The sequence below is a fragment of the Comamonas aquatica genome, from assembly GCF_018064205.1.
GTDB lineage: Bacteria > Pseudomonadota > Gammaproteobacteria > Burkholderiales > Burkholderiaceae_C > Comamonas > Comamonas aquatica.
In genome coordinates, this window is the sequence record NZ_CP072916.1 from 689,224 (window position 1) to 708,882 (window position 19,659).

Below are 19,659 nucleotides of genomic sequence, written 5' to 3' on the forward strand. Positions count from 1 at the left end.
ATATGCCAGCAAAGTCGAGCATTATAACGACTTTTGGAAATGTATCTGCAGTGGCCGCTTCGCCCACTGGCGGACTGGGGCTTCAGGCCTGCGCGGCCTGCTGCTGCGCCATGGCCTGGGCGCAGGCAAAGGCGCTGGCCCAGGCCCACTGGAAGTTGTAGCCGCCGAGCCAGCCGGTGATGTCCACCACCTCGCCGATGGCGTACAGGCCGGGCTGGGTCTTGCACTCCATGGTCTGCTGCGACAGCGCCTGGGTGGCGATGCCGCCCAGGGTGACTTCGGCCTTCTTGTAGCCTTCCGAGCCGGTGGGCGTGATCTCCCAGCGGCTCAGTTGCTCGGCCAGCTTGCCCAGGGCCTTGTCGCTGGCCTCGTTGATGGGGCGCTGCAGCTCGGGCTGCTGCCCGACCCAGGCTTCGGCCAGGCGCGTGGGCAGCAGGGCCGCCAGTTCGTTGACCACCAGCTTGCGCGAGCGGGCCTTGGCCTGTTGCAGCAGCGCGGCCAGGTCGGTGCCGGGCAGCAGGTTGATCTGCAGGGGCGTGCCGGCCTTCCAGTAGCTGGAGATCTGCAGCACCGCCGGGCCAGACAGGCCGCGGTGGGTGAACAGCAGGTCTTCGTGAAAGCTCATGCGTTCCTTCTTGCTGCCGGTGCTGATTTCCACCGGCAGGGCCAGGCCTGCGAGCTGGGCGTAGGGCTGCCAGGCCGCGCCGTCGAAGGTCAGCGGCACCAGGCCGGGGTGGCGTTCCACCAGCGGCAGCTGGAACTGCTGGGCGATGCGGTAGCCTAAGTCCGTTGCACCGATCTTGGGAATGGACAGGCCGCCCGTGGCCAGCACCAGGCGCGGCGCGCGCACCACACCCCGGTCGGTAGAAATTTCATAGCTGCCAGCGCTTGCTGTATCTGCACTGGAAGGTAAAAAGCTGATTTTCTTGACGGCGCAGGGCTGCCAGTGCTCGACCTGGCCGGTGGCGCACTCGGCCAGCAGCATGCGGATGATGTCCTCCGCGCTAGAGCTGGCAAACAGCTGGCCCTTGTGCTTTTCCTCGTAGGCAATGCCATGCTGGTCCAGCAGCGCCATGAAGTCGGCCGGGGTGTAGCGCGACAGGGCCGAGCGGCAGAACTGCGGGTTCTGGCCCACGTAGTGCTTGTGCGGCGCGCGCACGTCCAGGTCGCGGTTGGTGAAGTTGCAGCGCCCGCCACCGGAGATGCGGATCTTCTCGGCCACTTTCTCGGCGTGGTCGATCAGCAGCACCTTCAGGCCCGCCTGCCCGGCCTGCGCGGCGCAGAACAGCCCGGCCGCGCCGGCGCCCAGGATGATGGCGTCGAAGGCGGTGGTGGCGGGCAGGGCAGGGGCAGCAGTCATGGGGCGGCAAGTACGTGAATGGGGGCCAAAAAAGCAACGCCCATCACACAGACGGGCGGCCCCGGCAGTGTAGCCAAGCGGCCAAGCCCCGCAGGGGCTGCGGGTTGCCCGGCGGCTGTCGTGCCACTGCCACCATCCGTTCCTACAATCCACCGCCATGAACTTGCCTGCACACCAACTCAGCATGACGGTGCTGATGACCCCTGACATGGCCAATTTTTCCGGCAATGTGCACGGGGGCGCAATCTTGAAGAAGCTGGACGAAGTGGCCTACGCCTGCGCCAGCCGCTATGCCGGTCGCTACTGCGTGACGCTGAGCGTGGACCAGGTGATGTTTCTGCAGCCCATCCATGTGGGCGAGCTGGTGACCTTCCTGGCCAGCGTGAACTACACCGGCCATTCGTCCATGGAAATCGGCATCAAGGTGATTGCCGAAGACATCCGCACCCAGGTGGTGCGCCATGTGAACAGCTGCTTTTTCACCATGGTGGCGGTGGACGATGCGCGCAAGCCCGTGCCGGTGCCTGCGCTGCAGACCGAGACCGAAGAGCAGCAGCGCCGCTGGCAGGCGGCCTTGATCCGCAAGGACATGCGCAAGGAAGTGGCCCAGCGCTTTGCCGAAACCCGCCAGGCCTCTTCGACCGTGGTGTGATTCCCGGCGCGCTGCGCCCGATGCACAAGTAAAAAGCCGTGCCTGTGGGCACGGCTTTTTGCATGGGGGCTGGGGGCGTTCCGCTGGCGCAGGGGGCAGGCATCAGCCGGAGCCCGTGCTGCCCAGGACCACGCGACCCCAGCGGTTGGTGGCGCAGCTGAGCTGTGTTTAGAAGCTTTCCCAGTCGTCGGCGTTGTCGCCGGATGGCGCTGCGGGCGGGGCGGAGGGCTTGGCCGGGCGGGTCAGGGCGGGCGCCGAGGTGGTGGGGGCGGATGGTGTGCGCGCCGCGCCTGTGGCGGCGCTGCGCGGTGCCGCCATCGCCGTGCGGGGGGCGGCCGTAGCCACGGGCGCTACAGCGCCCGGCGTGGTGGCCCGGACAGGGGCGATCGCCTGTGCGGCGCCACCCTGGGTCTTGAAGTGCGAGACGGCCTGCACCAGCTCCTGGGCCTGGCGCTTCAGGCTGTCGGCGGCGGCCGCGCTTTCCTCGACCAGGGCCGCATTCTGCTGGGTGGTGGTGTCCATCTGCGTGATGGCTTCACCGACCTGGGCCACGCCCTGGCTCTGCTCGGTGCTGGCGGCGCTGATCTCGCCGACCAGGTCGGTCACGCGGCGGATGGCGCCCACCACCTCGGACATGGTGTGGCCGGCGCGCTCCACCAGGGCGCTGCCGGCTTCCACGCGCGAGACGCTGCTGTGGATCAGCTGCTTGATTTCCTTGGCCGCCTCGGCCGAGCGGCCGGCCAGGCTGCGCACCTCGGCCGCCACCACGGCAAAGCCGCGCCCTTGCTCGCCGGCGCGCGCAGCTTCCACCGCGGCGTTCAGTGCCAGGATGTTGGTCTGGAAGGCAATGCCGTCGATGACGCCGATGATGTCGGCAATCTTGTGGCTGCTCTCGGTGATGCTGCGCATGCTTTCCACCACCTCACCGACCACCTCGCCGCCTTGCTGGGCGACTTGCGAGGCGCTCAGGGCCAGCTGGTTGGCCTGCAGGGCGCTGTCGGCGTTCTGGCGCACGGTGGACGAGAGCTGCTCCATCGAGGCAGCGGTCTCTTCCAGGGCGCTGGCCTGCTCTTCGGTGCGCGAGGACAGGTCCGTGGTGCCACTCGAAATCTCTTCACTGGCGGTGGCCACCGACTCCGCGTTGCTGCGCACGCGCTGCACCACCGTGCTCAGGCTGTGGCGCATCTGCTCCATGGTGGCCATCAGGGTGCCCATCTCGTCGCTGCTGCGGGCCTGGATGGGGTGGGTCAGATCCCCGGCCGCAATCTGCGTGGCGGCCTGCATCGCCTGGTGGGCCGGGCGGGACAGCGAGCGTGTGACCAGCACCGCGAACAGCAGCGCCAGGGCAGCGCTGCTGGCCATGCTGCCCAGCACCCACCACATGGCCGAGGTCTTGACCGTGGCGCTGTCCGTGCGCAGCACCTCGGCATTGTTCTGGTTGATGCTCGACAGCTTGCCCACCGTCTCGGCCAGGGCGGCAAAGGCGGGCTCGCCCTCCTGCGTGTACATGGACTGCAACTGCACCAGGGCGGCGGGGTCGGTGTTGCCGCTGCGGTGCAGGGTCAACGCGGTGTCCGTGAAGCGCTGGTGCACGGCCAGGTAACTGTCCCGCTGCTGCTGGTAGGCCTGCAGCAGTTGCTGCTCCTGCGCCGATTGTTCCAGCGCCTTGTAGCGCTGCTCCGACTCGGCGATCGAGGCCAGCACCGACTGCGACTGTTGCTCCAGGGCCTGGGCGGCCGATTCGTTCTGCGGCGTCAGCAAATGGCTTTCCAGGCGGCGGTAGCGGTTCCACTGTGACCGGATGTTGCCGGTCTCGGCCACGCTGGGCAGGGCGTTCTCGCTGATGCCATGGAGGGCCTGGTTCAGCCGCTCGACCTGCCACAGGGCCACGCTGCCCAGCAGCAGGGTCAGGGCCAGCATGGACGCGAACGCCAGGCCGAGCTTGGTGCCAATTTTCAGGTTTGCAAAGCGCATCGGAATACCTCGCGGTGGTTGAGGGCGTGCTGCCATTGTGCGCTGTGAATCGGGCGCTGGGATGGCGGCCAACGCGTAGCCGGCGCCCGTTTGTCAGGGCCCTGCAAGCCTTGGGGCCGCGGCACAACGCGGCGGTGCGCTGTCATGCAAATGCCGCGCAACCGTCACGTCGCTGACACAGTGTTTGCAGACACTGGCCGGGCTTTTGAAACCCCCACGACGACCTCAAGGACGCCCACCATGAATCTGCAAGCTGCCACCATCGACAGCGAAGATGTTCCCACCAACCTCAGCGCCAACCCGGAATTCCAGACCGTGGTGGCCAGCGCCGTGTCGCGCCGTGGCTTTCTGCGCACTGGCACCGGCCTGTCGGCGGCCATGTTCCTGGGTCTGGGCGGGGGGCTGGTTGGTTGCGCCACATCGGGCAGCCAGGGCGGCCAGCCGCTGATCGGCTTCCAGGCCATTCCGATCTCGACCGACGACAGCATCAAGATTGCGCCCGGCTACAGCGCCAAGGTGCTGGCCCCCTGGGGCACGCCGCTGCTGGACGGGGCCCCCAAGTTCAAGGGCGATGGCAGCGAGGACGCCGCCACCCAGGCCCAGCAGGTGGGCGACAACCACGACGGCATCCACTTCTTCGCCCTGGACGGCAAGAGCGACGAAGGCCTGCTGGTCATGAACCACGAGTACTGCACGGTCGATGAAAAAACCGGTGCCTACGTCTGGCTGTTTGGCCGCAAGGGCGGTGACGTGGCCAAGCAATGGGGCCGCGACCACGTGCACAAGTCCATGAACGCGCACGGCGTGTCGGTGATCCACCTCAAGCGCAACGCCAAGGGCCAATGGGACATCGTGCCGGGCAGCGTCTACAACCGCCGCATCACGGCGCATTCGGCCATGCAGATGAGCGGCCCTGCCGCCGGTGATGCCCTGCTCAAGACCCGCGGCGATGCCAGCGGCACGCGCGCGCAAGGCACCTTCAACAACTGCGGCAATGGTTTCACCCCCTGGGGCACCTACCTGACCTGCGAGGAAAACTTCAACAACTACTTCGGCACCAGCGCCGGTGAAGACCGCCGCAACGCCGCGCAAAAGCGCTACGGCCTGTCGCCCAAGGGCAGCCTGTTCCAGTGGGAAAAGCACGAGGCGCGCTTTGACTATGTGAAGGAGCCCAACGAATCCCACCGCTTTGGCTGGATCGTCGAGATTGACCCCTTCAACCCCGGCAGCATCCCGCAAAAGCGCACCGCGCTGGGCCGTTTCAAGCACGAGAACGCCGCCTTCGCCCTGACCAAGGATGGCCGTCCCGTGATCTACATGGGTGACGACCAGGCCAACGACTACATCTACAAGTTCGTCTCGAACCACAAGTACGTGCCCGGCGGCGACACCAGCCGCCTGCTGGACGACGGCCAGCTGTTCGTGGCCCGTTTTGATGCGGGTGCCGCCACGGGCGACTTTGCCGGCACCGGCGCCTGGTTGCTGCTGGACAAGCAGGCCAACCCCCAGCTGCGCGCCGATGCCCAGTTTGCCAACCAGGCGGCCGTGCTGGTGCATGCCCGCTTGGCCGGCGATGTGGTGGGTGCCACCAAGATGGACCGCCCCGAGTGGGTGACCGTGCACCCCCGTACCGGCGAGGTCTATGTGACCCTGACCAACAACAGCGGCCGCAAGACCGTGGACGATGCCAATCCGCGCGAGAAGAACGTCTACGGCCAGATCGTGCGCTGGCGCGAAGCCGGTGGCGACGCCGCGGCCACCACCTTCGAGTGGGACATCTTCGTGCTGGCCGGCAACCCCACCGTGCACACGGACCGCAAGGACCTGCGCTCGGGTTCGGCCAACATCACGGCCGACAACACCTTCAACAGCCCCGACGGCCTGGCCTTCGACCGTGACGGCCGCCTGTGGATCCAGACCGACGGCAAGTACAGCAACAAGGGGGACTACGCCGGCCAGGGCAACAACCAGATGCTGTGCGCCGACCCCGTGACCAAGGAAATCCGCCGTTTCCTGGTGGGCCCCAAGGAGTGCGAGGTGACCGGCATCACCTTCACCCCGGACCACAAGACCATGTTCATCAACATCCAGCACCCCGGTGAAGAGGGGGACAGCCACTGGCCCGATGGCGGCAACAGCATTCCGCGCTCGGCCACGGTGGTGATCACCAAGGACGATGGCGGCGTGATCGGCAGCTGAGGCGCGTAGCGCAAAGACATGCGTCCTGCCCGTGCGGGCTGGGGGCATGGCAAGGGCTGACACAGTGGTGGCTGTGTCAGCCCTTGTTGTTGGGGCAGCACCGTCGTGGCTGATGTAAAAAAGTGAGCGATTAGCGCACGTTTTGCGCTGGTTTCAGGTGTTTATATGCCTGAAAGTCAGCCGCCACGCGCGTCAAATGCTTTGAAATGAAGAGCGGTGGTGGGTCTGAACCGCAGGGCCGCTGCGGGCCCGAATGGCGCCAGGGGTGCAGCCTGAACGGCTGGGCCTCGGCGCTGGTGCGTGTCCGAAGGCCTTCCGGGTGGCGGCCCGCACGGCGGTGGGTCCGCCGGCGCGCAGGGCGTTCAGCTGGCCAGGGCCTGTGCCGTGGCCTCCGGGGCTGGGCTGTGCCGTGCCCACTGGGCCACGCCGCGCACCACATCGCCAATCACCAGCACGCTGGGGCTGCCCAGTTGCTGCGCGGCCAGCGTGGCGGGCAGCGCGCCCAGGGTGGTGATGGCGTGGCGCTGCTGCGCCAGGCTGGCGTGCTGGATGATGGCCGCGGGCGTGTGCGCGGGCAGGCCACCGGCCTGCAGGCCGGCAGTGATCTGCTCGGCCGAGCTGATGCCCATGTAGATCACCAGGGTCAGCCGCGCTGCGGTCGCCGTGGCCGCCAGGGCCTGCCAGTCCGTGCCGGCATCGCCGGGCTTGGCGTGGCCGGTGATGAACACCACGCCGTGGGCGTGGTCGCGGTGGGTCAGCGGCGCGCCCAGGCTGCTCAGGCCCGCCAGGCCAGCGGTGATGCCGTTGATCACCTGTACCTCGATGCCGGCGGCGCGCAGGTGTTCCACCTCTTCGCCGCCGCGGCCGAAGATGAAGGGGTCCCCGCCCTTGAGGCGCACCACGCGTTCGCCCTTGTGCACTTCGGCTTCCATCAGCTTCTCGATGAAGGCCTGGGGCGTGCTCTTGCAGCCGCCGCGCTTGCCCACATAGATGATGCGCGCGTCGGGCGCGGCAAAGTCCACGATGGCCTGGGACACCAGGTCGTCCACCAGCAGCACGGTCGCGGTCTGGATGGCTTTCAGGGCCTTGAGGGTCAGCAACTCCGGATCGCCGGGGCCGGCACCGACCAGGGTGCAAGTGCCAGTGGGGGACAGGGGGGCGCTGTTCATGCGTGGGCTCCGGGGGGGACAGGCAGGGCGGGTGAGGCGGCGGGGCAGGCGGTCTGCAACTGGCGGTGCAGCGCCACGATGGCCTGCACCTGGGTGGCCAGGGTGGCGGGCAGCGGGCGCTGGCCTTGCAGCACTTCACGCGTGAAGGCGGCGGTGGCGGCGGCGTCCAGGTGCGGCGGCAACTCCGGCAGGGTGGGGATGGTACCGCTTTCGGTGGTCCATTCCTGCACGGTCCGGCCGTGCAGGATGGCGCGCATGGCCGGCTGACGCCGTGGGTCGGCCACGGGCTCGCCCTCCATGCCGCGCAGCAGCAGCGCGTGGCCCCCGGCTTCGGCATGCGTCGCGGCCATGCTGAGGGCGTATTCCGGGTGCGTGTAGCAGCCCACGACCAGGCTGGCGAAACCGCCGCGCCCCAGCGGGTTGAAGTGCTTGACCAGGCTGTGGGCCGGGTTGCGCAGGCCGATGGTGGCGCGCGCATCCAGCAGGTCGGCCAGGCCGGGCAGCAACTGGCGTGGGCCCATCAGCAGCAGCTCGCCGGGAGCTGGCGCGCGCAGGCGGCTTTCGGGGCTGTGGCCCAGGTGCGCGAGCACCTGCGTGGCGGTGGTGCGGCTGGTTTCGGTGGTGGCGCCGTGCAGCAGCACGGGCAGGCCTTCGCGCACCAGCAGCAGCGCCAGCAGCGGGGTCAGCACAGGCAGGCGGCGCGCGCCGTTGTAGCTGGGCAGCACCACGACCGGGCTGGCCGGGGCCTCGGTCAGCGGCAGGCGGGCGTGCACGGCGTCCATGAATCCGGCCATTTCGGCAGCGGTTTCCCCCTTGATGCGCATGGCCAGGCAGAAGGCCCCTACCTGCAAAGGGTGGGCCTGGCCGTCGAGCAGCCAGCCCATCAGCTCGGCGGCCTGCGGCCGCGACAGCGGGCGTGCGCCGTCTTTGCCGCGACCGATTTCCTTGAGGTATTGCTGGATGCTCATGGGGTATCTATAAAAGTATTCGCCGTATTTTGAATGGTTTTTTATATCTGTTTCTTATATGAGCATGGCGTTTGCGTCTGATTGCCCGCTGTCGCTCGGTGCGGTGCTGTCAGGCTTTGCCGCATCGTGCACGCCTGGGCCGGTGGCCCCTGCGCGCTGCCGCATACTGACGCCCCAGGGGCGGCACCAGCCGCCCACCGACAGGAGTGAGTGATGCATCCACAGCAATCTTTGGTGTCCGAATTGATGGCGCAACTGCAGGGCGCGCCCATGCAGCAGATGGCGCAGCAACTGGGCGCAGACCGCCAGCAAATCCAGACCGCGGTGGGGGCAGCATTGCCCCTGCTGCTGGGCGCCTTGGGCCGCAATGCCGCACAGCCCCAGGGCGCCGCCGACCTGATGGGGGCGCTGCAGCGCGACCACGCCGCAGCCATGCCCCAGGGGCTGGGCGACCTGCTGGGCGCCGTGCTCGGGGGCGCGGGCGGCACGGCCAGCCCCGCTGGGCAGGGTGCGGACATTCTTAGCCACATTTTGGGTGGCAGCCAGCAGCAAGCGCAGGACAGCCTGGGTCAGGCCACCGGGCTGGGCGGACAGACGGCCGGGCAGTTGCTGTCCATGCTGGCGCCCATCGTCATGGCGTTTCTGGCCCAGCGTGTGCAAGCCGGCAACATGGATGCGGGCAGCCTGGGGCAAAGCCTGGAACAGGAACGCGCCCAGGCCCAAAGCGCCGGGGGGCTGGGCGCAGGCTTGCTGGGCAGCCTGCTGGACCAGGACGGCGATGGCAAGCTGGGGGCCTCGGACCTGTTCAAGCTGGGCAGTGCCTTCCTCAACAACCGCCGCTGACCGCCCGTCGCCCCATCAGCCAAGCACCTGCGGGTGCTTTTTTCTTGCCTGGGGCACAAGGCTTTTGGCCAGGCCCACGCTGCGCCGTGGTGCGCAGACCTACACTTGCGCCCTATGAGTCAGCTGATCTTGGGTATTGAATCTTCGTGCGATGAAACCGGCGTGGCCCTGGTGCGCATGCCGGCCGACGGCAGTGTGCCGACGCTGCTGGCCCACGCCTTGCACAGCCAAATCGACATGCACCGTGCCTATGGCGGGGTGGTGCCGGAGCTGGCCAGCCGCGACCACATCCGCCGCGTGCTGCCGCTGACGCAGCAGGTGCTGGACGATGCGGGCCAAACCCTGCAGGACATCGACGTGGTCGCCTTCACCCGGGGCCCCGGCCTGGCCGGCGCCCTGCTCGTGGGGGCCGGGGTGGCCTGTGCGCTGGGCGCGGCCCTGGACAAGCCAGTGCTGGGCGTACACCACCTGGAAGGGCACCTGCTGTCGCCCTTCCTGAGCGCCGATCCTCCTGAGTTCCCCTTCATCGCCTTGCTGGTGTCGGGGGGGCACACCCAGTTGATGCGCGTGGATGGGGTCGGCCGCTACGAGATTCTGGGCGAGACCATCGACGATGCCGCTGGCGAAGCCTTCGACAAGTCCGCCAAGGTCATGGGCCTGCCGTACCCCGGTGGTCCCATCCTGTCCAAGCTGGCGGAAAGCGGCGACCCCGAGGCCTTCAAGCTGCCCCGTCCTTTGCTGCACAGCGGCGACCTGGACTTTTCGTTTGCGGGCCTGAAGACCGCGGTGCTGACGCAGGCCAAGAAACTGGGCGACGAACTGGAAGCGCGCAAGGCCGACCTGGCGGCCAGTGCCCAGGCCGCGATCGTGGACGTGCTGGTCAAGAAGACCCTGAACGCCCTCAAGCAGACCGGCATGCAGCGCGTGGTGGTGGCGGGGGGCGTGGGCGCCAACCAGCTGCTGCGCCAGCAACTGAACGAAGCCTGCGCCAAGCGCAAGATCCGCGTGCACTATCCGGAGCTGCACCTGTGCACCGACAACGGCGCCATGATTGCCATGGCCGCGGCCATGCGCATGCAGGCCGGCCAGCAGCAGGCCGACAAGCACTATGCGTTTGATGTGAAACCGCGCTGGCCGCTGGACGCGATTGTGGAGCCGGCCTAGGCCCGCAGGCAGCTTTACCAAAGCTTCACAGGGCTTTTGCCCGGGCCCTACACAGGCTCTGCACAATCGCGGGGTAGAAACAAGCGAACACGCGGTTTTTCTCCCCCTTTTATGCAGAACCTGCTTCCCTCCATTTCCGACCGCCACCCGGCGCGCGCCTGGGCCACGCCACTGGCGCTGGCCACGGCCTTGCTGGTGGCCGGCTGTAGCCACACCTCGCAATTTGCCGGACAGAGTCAGCCCGTGCCGGTGCCCACACAGTGGCAGCGCAGCGCGGAGGCCGCCCCTGTGGCATCGCCCGCAGACCTGAGCCGCTGGTGGCAGCGCTTTGGCGACGCACCGATGACGGCGCTGATCGAACAGGCCCTGGCCGCCAACCCGAGCGTGCTCAACGCCCAGGCCGTGCTGCGCCAGGCGCGCGCACAACGCGATGTCCAGGTCGCCGGCCTGCTGCCCAGCGTGGGCAGCAGCGCGGGGGCCACCCGCAGCCGCTCGGGCAACAACGATGCCAGCAACCGTTACTCCGTGGGTGTGGACGCCAGCTGGGAGCCCGACTGGTGGGGCCGCCAGGGCAACGCCGTCCAGGCCGGCGATGCCAACGTGCAGGCCGCCGTGGCCTCGCTGGAAGGGGCCCATGTGGCCCTGGCCGCCGAGGTGGCGCTGAACTACATCGAGCTGCGCAGCCTGCAGGAACGCCTGCAGATTGCCCGCGACAACCTGGCCATCCAGCGCGAGAACCAGCAGATCACCGAATGGCGCCTGCAGGCGGGGCTGGTGACTTCGCTGGAGGCCGAGCAGGCCCGGCAATCCACGGCGCAGACGGCCGCGCAGATTCCGGCCCTGCAAAGTTCCCTGGCCCAGTCACGCCATGCACTGGCCATCCTGACCGGGCAACCGCCCGGGGCCCTGGATGCCCAGTTGCAAACCGTCCAGCCCCTGCCCGTGGCCCCCGAGCAGCTGGCCATGGCCCTGCCGGCCGATACCTTGCGCCAGCGCCCCGATGTGCGCGTGCAGGAGCACAAGGTGGTGGCGGCCGTGGCCAATCTCTCCGCCCAGGAGCGGGCCAACTTCCCCAGCTTGCGCCTCAGCGGCTCGCTGGGCCTGGGGGCCCTGACGGTGGGGGCCCTGACCAATGGCGCCTCGGTGGCGGCCAGCATCGCGGCCGGCCTGTCTGCGCCGCTGTTCGATGGTGGCGCCAACCGCGCCCAGATCCGCGCCCAGCAGGCAGCGGTGGAGCAGGCACGCATCGCCTACCGCTCCACGGTGCTGACGGCCTTGCAGGAGGTCGAGGATGCGCTGGCGCAGCTGCAGGGCGACAAGGAGCGACTGGTCCAGCTGCTGGTGGCGCAGGAGGCTGCACGCAATGCCTCGCTGCTGGCCAACCAGCGCTACAGCAGCGGGCTGGTGGACTTCCAGACGGTGCTGGATACCCAGCGCACGCTGCTGTCGTCCCAAGACAGCGTGGCGAGCACGCGTGCGGCCATCAGCACCGACCATGTGCGCCTGTACAAGGCGCTGGGCGGCGGCTGGCAGCCCCTGGACACGGATGGACAGTTGGTGGGCAGCAGCACCCCCGCCACGTTGTGAGAGATGGAACGGACAAAGTGATGAGCAAGAAAAACTCCGCAAGCACCTCCAAGGAGGTCCAGGAATTACTGGGTGACGGCTTGGCACGCCGCTGGTGGCAAAGCCCCACGGTCTGGATCGGCGTGGTGGCGATCGTGGGTGCCGCCGGTGCCTATGCCTACTGGCAGCACCAGCAACAGGTGAACGCCAAGCCGGTGTATGTGGCCGAGGCGGTCAAGCGCGGCAATCTGTCGATCACGGTATCGGCCAACGGCACCTTGCAGCCGACGCGGACGGTGAATGTCGGGTCCGAGCTGTCCGGCACGGTGCGCCGGGTGCTGGTGGATGTCAACGACGAGGTCAAGCAGGGCCAGGTGCTGGTGGTGCTGGACACGGACAAGCTGAATGCCCAGTTGAACCGCTCCAAGGCCTCCGTGGCCTCGGCGCTGGCACGCCTGCAGCAGGCCCAGGCCACCCTGAAGGAGGCGCGTTCCAATTTCGCCCGCCAGGAAGAGGTCCACCGCCTGTCCGCAGGCAAGGTGCCGTCCGCCGCCGAAATGGATGCCGGGCGTGCTTCGGTCGATCGTGCGGTGGCCGATGAAGCCGCCGCCCGCGCCTCGGTCGACGATGCGCGCGCCGCACTCCAGACCGATGAGACCAACCTGTCCAAGGCCTCGATCAAGTCGCCCATCGACGGTGTGATCCTGACCCGTTCCGTGGACCCCGGTAACGCCGTGGCTGCCTCGCTGCAGGCCGTGACCCTGTTCACCGTGGCAGAAGACCTGAAGAAGCTGCGCCTGGAAGTCTCGGTCGACGAGGCCGACATCGGCCAGGTGCAGACCGGCCAGCGCGCCAGCTTCACGGTCAGCGCCCACCCCTCGCGCACCTACCCGGCCAAGGTCACGCGCGTGGACTATGGCTCCACCAAGACCGACAACGTGGTGACCTACCTGGCGCGCCTGGATGTGCGCAACGAGGACCTGTCGCTGCGCCCCGGCATGACGGCATCGGCGTCCATCCGCGCCAACGAGCGCAGCGATGTGCTGCTGGTGCCCAACTCGGCGCTGCGCTTCACACCGGTGGGCATGCAGGCCCCGGCGGTGGAGGGCGCGACGCCCGCCGCCGAGCGATCGGGCGGCTCTGGCGCAGAGCGCAGCCCCCGCCCGCAGGGCGCCTCGGGGGGCAACAGTGGCGGCATCATGGGCCAGCTGATGCCCCAGCGTCCTCGCATGAGTCGCGGCGGCGCGGGCGGCGCGCAGGCCATGGGGCCGGGCCAGACCCGCTACGTCTGGGTGCTGGAGGGCGAGCAGCCCGTGGCCGTGCAGGTCAAGACGGGCATCAGCGATGGCCGCATGACCGAGGTGGACAGCGAGAAGCTGGCCGAAGGTGCCCAGGTCATCACCGACCAGCGCAGCGGGGCCGCGCGATGAGCGAGGCCGCACCGCAGGCTGCAGACAGCGGCGCCAGCCCACCGCTGATCCGGTTGCGCAACATCGTCAAGGTGTATGGCGAAGGCGGCTTGGCCTTCAAGGCACTCAAGGGCGTGGACCTGGACATCGCGCAGGGCGAATTCGTCGCCATCATGGGGCCCAGCGGGTCGGGCAAGTCCACGGCCATGAATACCTTGGGCTGCCTGGACCGGCCGACGGCGGGCGAATACCTGTTCAAGGGCGTGCACGTCGAAGGGTTGGACCGTGACGAGCGCGCACGGCTGCGTCGGCGCTATTTCGGCTTTGTGTTCCAGGGCTTCCATCTGTTGCCGCGCACCACGGCCCAGGAAAACGTGGAACTTCCCCTGCTGTACCGCGGCGAATCGGCCGCGCAGCGCCACCAGGCGGCGCGCCGGGCGCTGGAGGCCGTGGGCCTGAACGGCTGGGAGCACCACACGCCGGCCGAACTGTCGGGCGGGCAGCAGCAGCGCGTGGCGATTGCGCGTGCCATCGTCAGCAACCCGGTGGTGTTGCTGGCCGACGAGCCCACGGGCAACCTGGACACGCAGCGCAGCGAGGAAATCATGGAGTTGCTGTGGAAGCTCAACCATGAGCAGGGCATCACCGTGCTGATGGTGACGCACGAGCCCGAGATGGCCGCGTACGCGCGCCGCATCGTGCGCTTCAAGGACGGGCTGCTGGACACGGATGTGTCCAACGCCTCGGTCATGCTGCGTGCCGCGGCGCCGTCCGCGGGCGATGGGCTGGTGCAAGGGAGGCAAGGCTGATGTTCGGCAACACCATCTTGCTGGCGCTGCGCTCCATCCGCCGCAATCTGCTGCGCTCGTTTCTGACCATCCTTGGCATCGTGATCGGGGTCAGCGCGGTGATCACCATGGTCACCCTGGGCAACGGCGCCACCCTGGCCGTGCAGACACAGATCCAGGGCCTGGGCACCAACCTGCTGCAGATCCGGGCAGGGCAGCGCATGGGGCCGGGGACAACAGCCGCACCGGCATTCAAGGACACGGACGCGAATGCGATTGCCCAGCAAATCGGCGGCATTGCCGCCGTGGCCCCGGAGGCGCGTTCCGGCACCACCCTGGTGGCGAATGGCCGCAACTGGTCGTCCAGCGTGATCGGCAGCACCAACGCCTGGCTGCAGACCGGCAACTGGAAGCTGGAGCAGGGCCGCGTGTTCACGCCCGAAGAGCTGCGCGCCGGTGCGGCCGTGTGCATCATCGGCTCGACCCTGCACCGCGAACTGTTCCAGAACAGCCCGGACATCCTGGGCCAGCACCTGCGGGTGAAAGCCTTCTCGTGCGAGATCATCGGCCTGCTGGGTTCCAAGGGCCAGGGGGCCTTTGGCAACGACCAGGACGACATGGTGCTGATCCCGCTCAAGACCCTGCAGCGCCGGGTCACGGGCAACACCCGGGTGAACACCTTGCTGGTGTCCATGGCCGAGGACAGCGATCCCGAGCGCGTCAAGAGCAGCCTGCGCGACCTGTTGCGCGATCTGCGCAAGCTGGCACCCATGGACGAGGACAACTTCAACGTGCTGGACACCAAGCAACTGGCCGACACCATGGCCGGCACCACCAAGGTGATGACCACCCTGCTGGGCGCGGTGGCCGCGGTGAGCCTGTTGGTGGGCGGCATCGGCATCATGAACATCATGCTGGTCAGCGTGACCGAGCGCACGCGCGAGATCGGCCTGCGCCTGGCGATTGGTGCGCTGGAGCGCGAGGTGCTGCTGCAGTTTCTGATTGAGGCCGTGGTGCTGGCGGCGCTGGGGGGCTTGATCGGCATCGCGATTGCGGCCGTGGCCTCGGTGACACTGGCGCAGCTGATGCAGGTGCCGTTTGTCTTCAACCCCACGGTGAACCTGCTGTCGTTTGTGTTTTCGGCGGCGATTGGCGTGGTCTTTGGCTACTTCCCGGCGCGCCGCGCTGCGCAGCTGGACCCGATTGAGGCCTTGCGCCACGAGTGAGTGCTGGGGAATCCCTGCAAAAAAGCCGGAGGCTGCAAGGCACTCCGGCTTTTTTGATGGGTGGGAGCGCCAGTGCTGGCGCTGCCTGCCCAGGGAAGGGAGTGCAGCGCAACGGCCTGGCAGCCCCGGGCTCAGGCCGCCTCGGTCGCGCCCAGGCGCTTGCGCATGGCAAAGCCGTAGAGCAGCCCCAGCAGGGCGGCAGCGCCCGATGCGCCGAGGATGCCCATCTTGGCCGCGGCCAGCAGTTCCGGCTGGCTGAAGGCCAGGCCGCCGACAAAAATGGCCATGGTGAAGCCGATGCCTGCCAGCAGGCCGACCAGCAGCACGCCGGGCCAGGTCACACCCTGCGGCATGGTGCACAGGCGCAGCCGGACGGCGATGAAGGTGGCCAGCAGCACGCCCACCGGCTTGCCCAGCACCAGGGCCACCATCACGCCCAGGGCCACGGTGGCGGGTCCGCTGGCCGACAGGTCCACCCCGCCGAACTGCACGCCGGCATTGGCCAGCGCGAAGATGGGCATGACGCCGAAGGCCACCCAGGGGTGCAGCATCATGGGCAGGCGAAACACGGGCGGCAGCAGGTCGCGCTGGGCCAGGGTGGCAATCTTCAACTCGTGGCGCAGCACTGCGGCATCAAAGTCGCCGCTGCGGGCATGCAGGTGCACGCGCGCCAGGGCCGTCTGCGCCACCTCCAGGTGGTGGCGCGGCGCGGGGCGCATGGCGACCGGCGTCATCAGGCCCAGCACCACGCCGGCCAGCGTAGGGTGGGCCCCGGTCTGCAGCAGGCCCAGCCACAGCACGGCGCCGGGCAGCACGTACATCCAGGCCGACGCCACGCCCATGCGGTTGAACAGCAGCACCAGCAGCAGTCCGACCAAGGCCACGCCAAAGCCGCTGTAGTCCAGGCCGCCGGAGTAGAAGAAGGCAATGATCAGCACGGCCACGATGTCGTCGATGATGGCCAGCGCCAGCAGGAAGATGCGCAGCGGCCCGGGGATGGACTTGCCCAGCAGGGCCAGCACGCCCACGGCGAAGGCAATGTCGGTGGCCGTGGGGATGGCCCAGCCGTTGAGCAGCGCCGGGTCGTTGCCGGCCAGCGCCACATAGATCAGTGCGGGCACGACCACGCCGCCGATGGCGGCGATGACCGGCAGCGCGGCCTGGCTGAGGTTGGACAGGGCGCCGTTGTGGATCTCGCGGCGGATCTCCATGCCCACGACCAGGAAGAAGATGGTCATCAGCACGTCATTGACGAAGAAGTGCAGGTCGGTGTTGACCGACCAGGGGCCGAGGGTCAGCGACAGCGGCGCATGCCAGGTGTCAAAGTAGGTCTGTGCCCAGGGCGAATTGGCCCACAACAAGGCTACGGCGGCGGCAATCAGCAGCACGATGCCGCTCATGGATTCGATGTGCAACATGCGGGCAAAGCCGGCGGAGGCTTTGTCGGTCACGCTCTGCAGGGTGGGGATGCGGGCGCTGGGCGCGGGAAATTGAGGGTGCAGGGGGGCCTGGCCCTGGGGGTCATGGGGGTGCACGGACGGACTTTCGCTGAGTGCATGCAAGCGGCCCGACTTGCACATGAACATTCACCTGCCATCACCACCGCATGTGGCGGGCACCCGGGGCGCAGTGTACCCAAAGACACCTCCAGGACGGTGGTGCGGGGCCCGATTTTCCGAGGGGAATCAGGGTAAATCCTTGAAAAATAGGAGCATTTGCCGCTGGTTGCATCCAGCTTTCCAAGCGTTTTCGCAAGGAATGGGCTGCCGCGTCAGCGCAGGCAGCTATGCTTTTTGTTGCCCGCGGGCATGAAAAAGCCCCTGCGGCGTGAGCGGCAGGGGCTGGGGGCGGTGCGAAACCGGCCGCTTACTTGAGCGAGTCTTGCAAGGCCTTCAGTGGATCGTCCTCGGCGGGGGCGCTGCCCGTGCCGTTGCCTTGCTCCATGTACGGATTGTCGAAGTCGATCGGTGCCGGCATGGAGGATTCCATCTGTTCGCGGATGGCGTCCAGGTCGTAGTCCACCTTCTCATCCAGGCCGCTGGAGACGATGCCCGGGAAGGCGATGATCAGGCCGACCATCAGCAGCTGGATGCACAGGAACGGAATCGCGCCCATGTAGATCTGGTTGGTGGTCACCGGCGCAATGCGCTTCTTGGTGACCTTGTCGGTGTACTCCTTGTCGGGTGCGACCGAGCGCAGGAAGAACAGCGCAAAGCCGAACGGGGGGTGCATGAAGGAGGTCTGCATGTTCACCGCCAGCAGCACGCCGAACCAGATCAGGTCGATGCCCAGCTTGTCGGCCACGGGGGCCAGCAGCGGCACGACGATGAAGGACAGCTCGAAGAAGTCCAGGAAGAACGCCAGGAAGAACACCATCACGTTCACCAGGATCAGGAAGCCCAATTGGCCGCCTGGCAGGTCCGAAAGCAGGTGCTCCACCCACAGCGGGCCGTCCACACCCTGGAAGGTCAGGCCGAACACGGTGGCGCCGATCAGGATGAACAGCACAAAGCACGACAGCTTGGTGGTGCCAACCAGGGCCTGGCGCAGCAGCTGGTAGCTCAGGCGCTTGCGGCTGACGGCCAGGATCATGGCGCCCAGGGCACCCATGGCGCCGCCTTCAGTGGGCGTGGCAATGCCCAAGAAGATGGTGCCCAGCACCAGGAAAATCAGCAGCAGCGGGGGGATCAGCACGAAGGTGACTTTTTCCGCCACGTGCGACAGCAGACCCAGGCCGGTGGCTCGGTTGATGGACGCGGCCACGAAGGCCAGCGCCACGCCGAAGCACATCGCGAAGACGATGGTCTCGTCCTTGGCCACTTTTTCCACCACTTCACCGGTGAACCAGGTGTGGATGGTTTCCATGTTGTGGGCGGCAAACACCGACACGCCCACGCACAGGATGGTCAGCAGCAGCAGCGAAGTCAGTCCGCTGGAGCCGTCCTTTTCCTTCAGGCTGCGCGCTTCGGGCGGCAGGGCCGGCACCATCGCGGGCTTGAAGATGGCGATGGCGAAAATCATCAGCATGTAAAAGCCCACCAGCATGAAGCCGGGGACGAAGGCGCCCTTGTACAGGTCGCCCACGCTGCGACCCAGCTGGTCGGCCAGAATGATCAGCACCAGGGATGGCGGAATGATCTGCGCCAGCGTGCCGGAGGCGGCAATCACGCCCGAGGCGATGCGGCGGTCATAGCCGTAGCGCAGCATGATGGGCAGCGAAATCAGGCCCATGGAGATCACGGACGCCGCCACCACACCGGTGGTGGCCGCCAGCATGGCACCCACCAGAATCACCGCGATGGCCACGCCACCACGGATGGGGCCGAACAGCTGGCCCACGGTGTCCAGCAGGTCCTCCGCCATGCCGCTGCGCTCGAGGATCAGCCCCATGAGCGTGAAGAACGGAATGGCGAGCAGGGTTTCGTTCTGCATGATGCCGTAGATGCGCAGCGGCAAGGCCTGCATCAGGGCTTCGGGCAGCACGCCCAGCTCAATCCCCACCACGGCGAAGAACAGGCCGCAGGCGCCCAGGCTGAATGCCACCGGGAAGCCCAGCAGCAAGAAGCAGATGAGGCCCGCGAACATGATCGGGGCCATATTGTTTGCAATGAATTCCATAGCTATGTCTCCCTCCGCGATCAGGCGCTCTTGGCGGCGTTGCGCGCGGCTTCTTCTTCCGCCTTGCGGATGACTTCGGCCAGCTCTTCTTCGGGCGTCTTTTCCATGATCTTGACGGTGGGATCGTCGATCAGGCCCATCAGGAAGGCGATGCGCTTGATGAGCTCGGACAGGCCCTGCAGCAGCAGCAGACCAAAGCCCAGGGGCATCATCAGGTACACGGGCCAGCGGATCAGACCGCCGGCGTTGCTGGACATTTCGCCGGTGTTCCAGGCCTGCAGGAAGAAGGGCACGCCGTAGTACAGCACCAGGGCGCACATGGGGGTCAGGAACAGGGCGAAGCCCAGCACGTCAATCCAGACCCGCGTGCGCAGGGACAGGCGGGCGTTGATCACGTCCACCTTGACGTGTTCCTTTTCCAGCAGGGTATAGCCTGCGGCCAGCAGGAAGGACGCTGCAAAGAAGTACCACTGCACTTCCAGGAAGGCGTTGGAGCTGGTGTGGAAGACCTTGCGCACCACCGCGTTGACACCGCTGACGACGGTGGCTGCAAGGATGAGCCAGATGACATATTTACCGACCCAGGCGTTGAGCCCGTCGATACCCCGTGAGAGTCGTAAGAGTGCTTGCATGGTGTCTCCAAAAAGCGCGATGTGTGCCGCAAGTGGGCTGCCGACGTGTGGCCGACGCCTCTTGCAGACGTGTAGGAATGCACAGTCGCGC

Annotated in this window: 15 protein-coding genes; 8 read left to right on the plus strand and 7 right to left on the minus strand. The window is 67.4% G+C overall.

Annotated features, from left to right (window positions below; translation table 11 throughout):
* Positions 1 to 82: 82 nt before the first annotated feature.
* Positions 83 to 1,360 (minus strand): BaiN/RdsA family NAD(P)/FAD-dependent oxidoreductase, encoded by a 1,278-nt coding sequence (locus tag KAQ61_RS03220; protein ID WP_210930475.1) that lies wholly within the window; start codon positions 1,358 to 1,360, stop codon positions 83 to 85.
* Positions 1,361 to 1,517: 157 nt separating this feature from the next.
* On the opposite strand from KAQ61_RS03220, the gene KAQ61_RS03225 reads away from it, so the two are divergent.
* Positions 1,518 to 2,012, plus strand: coding sequence for an acyl-CoA thioesterase (locus tag KAQ61_RS03225; protein WP_043385831.1), 495 nt, complete (start codon positions 1,518 to 1,520; stop codon positions 2,010 to 2,012).
* A 168-nt stretch (positions 2,013 to 2,180) separates the two neighbouring features.
* Here the strand turns inward: KAQ61_RS03225 and KAQ61_RS18920 are convergent, their stop codons facing one another.
* Complete coding sequence (locus KAQ61_RS18920; protein WP_210930476.1) at positions 2,181 to 3,986, minus strand: methyl-accepting chemotaxis protein; 1,806 nt, start codon at positions 3,984 to 3,986, stop codon at positions 2,181 to 2,183.
* 240 nt (positions 3,987 to 4,226) lie between these two features.
* Here KAQ61_RS18920 and KAQ61_RS03235 point away from each other — a divergent pair, with 240 nt between their 5' ends.
* Entirely contained in the window at positions 4,227 to 6,185 is a 1,959-nt protein-coding gene (locus KAQ61_RS03235) for a PhoX family protein (RefSeq protein ID WP_183301259.1), read from the plus strand.
* Positions 6,186 to 6,547: 362 nt separating this feature from the next.
* Here KAQ61_RS03235 and cobA read toward each other — a convergent pair whose 3' ends face one another.
* Positions 6,548 to 7,354, minus strand: coding sequence for a uroporphyrinogen-III C-methyltransferase (cobA, locus tag KAQ61_RS03240; RefSeq protein WP_042412425.1), 807 nt, complete (start codon positions 7,352 to 7,354; stop codon positions 6,548 to 6,550).
* Positions 7,351 to 8,322, minus strand: a complete 972-nt coding sequence (gene ybiB, locus KAQ61_RS03245) for a DNA-binding protein YbiB (RefSeq protein WP_210930477.1) — start codon at positions 8,320 to 8,322, stop codon at positions 7,351 to 7,353. The genes cobA and ybiB overlap by 4 nt, the downstream gene beginning before the upstream one ends.
* Positions 8,323 to 8,535: 213 nt before the next feature.
* Here ybiB and KAQ61_RS03250 point away from each other — a divergent pair, with 213 nt between their 5' ends.
* The 6 genes from KAQ61_RS03250 (at position 8,536) to KAQ61_RS03275 (ending at position 15,318) form a co-directional block, all read left to right on the plus strand.
* Positions 8,536 to 9,165 (plus strand): DUF937 domain-containing protein, encoded by a 630-nt coding sequence (locus KAQ61_RS03250; protein WP_210930478.1) that lies wholly within the window; start codon positions 8,536 to 8,538, stop codon positions 9,163 to 9,165.
* Between the two features lie 114 nt (positions 9,166 to 9,279).
* Positions 9,280 to 10,329: a tRNA (adenosine(37)-N6)-threonylcarbamoyltransferase complex transferase subunit TsaD gene (tsaD, locus tag KAQ61_RS03255; protein ID WP_042412419.1), complete on the plus strand. Its 1,050-nt coding sequence runs from the start codon at positions 9,280 to 9,282 to the stop codon at positions 10,327 to 10,329.
* Between the two features lie 111 nt (positions 10,330 to 10,440).
* Positions 10,441 to 11,916 carry an efflux transporter outer membrane subunit gene (locus tag KAQ61_RS03260; RefSeq protein WP_210930479.1) on the plus strand — a complete coding sequence of 492 codons (1,476 nt, stop codon included), beginning with the start codon at positions 10,441 to 10,443 and terminating at the stop codon, positions 11,914 to 11,916.
* Between the two features lie 20 nt (positions 11,917 to 11,936).
* On the plus strand, positions 11,937 to 13,325 hold the full coding sequence (locus KAQ61_RS03265; protein WP_210930480.1) for an efflux RND transporter periplasmic adaptor subunit: 1,389 nt from the start codon (positions 11,937 to 11,939) through the stop codon (positions 13,323 to 13,325).
* Positions 13,322 to 14,113, plus strand: coding sequence for an ABC transporter ATP-binding protein (locus KAQ61_RS03270; protein WP_210930481.1), 792 nt, complete (start codon positions 13,322 to 13,324; stop codon positions 14,111 to 14,113). The genes KAQ61_RS03265 and KAQ61_RS03270 overlap by 4 nt, the downstream gene beginning before the upstream one ends.
* Positions 14,113 to 15,318, plus strand: a complete 1,206-nt coding sequence (locus tag KAQ61_RS03275) for an ABC transporter permease (RefSeq protein WP_154165000.1) — start codon at positions 14,113 to 14,115, stop codon at positions 15,316 to 15,318. The genes KAQ61_RS03270 and KAQ61_RS03275 overlap by 1 nt, the downstream gene beginning before the upstream one ends.
* A 131-nt stretch (positions 15,319 to 15,449) precedes the next feature.
* Here KAQ61_RS03275 and nhaA read toward each other — a convergent pair whose 3' ends face one another.
* From nhaA to KAQ61_RS03290, 3 genes are all read right to left on the minus strand, one after another.
* The gene (gene nhaA, locus KAQ61_RS03280; RefSeq protein ID WP_244982968.1) at positions 15,450 to 16,853 is read right to left on the minus strand and encodes a Na+/H+ antiporter NhaA; all 1,404 of its coding nucleotides are present in this window, start codon (positions 16,851 to 16,853) and stop codon (positions 15,450 to 15,452) included.
* Between the two features lie 331 nt (positions 16,854 to 17,184).
* Positions 17,185 to 18,936, minus strand: a complete 1,752-nt coding sequence (locus tag KAQ61_RS03285; RefSeq protein WP_210930482.1) for a TRAP transporter large permease — start codon at positions 18,934 to 18,936, stop codon at positions 17,185 to 17,187.
* A gap of 20 nt (positions 18,937 to 18,956) precedes the next feature.
* A complete protein-coding gene (locus KAQ61_RS03290; protein WP_210930483.1) occupies positions 18,957 to 19,568 on the minus strand; it encodes a TRAP transporter small permease subunit in 612 nt (203 codons plus the stop codon).
* Positions 19,569 to 19,659 lie beyond the last annotated feature (91 nt).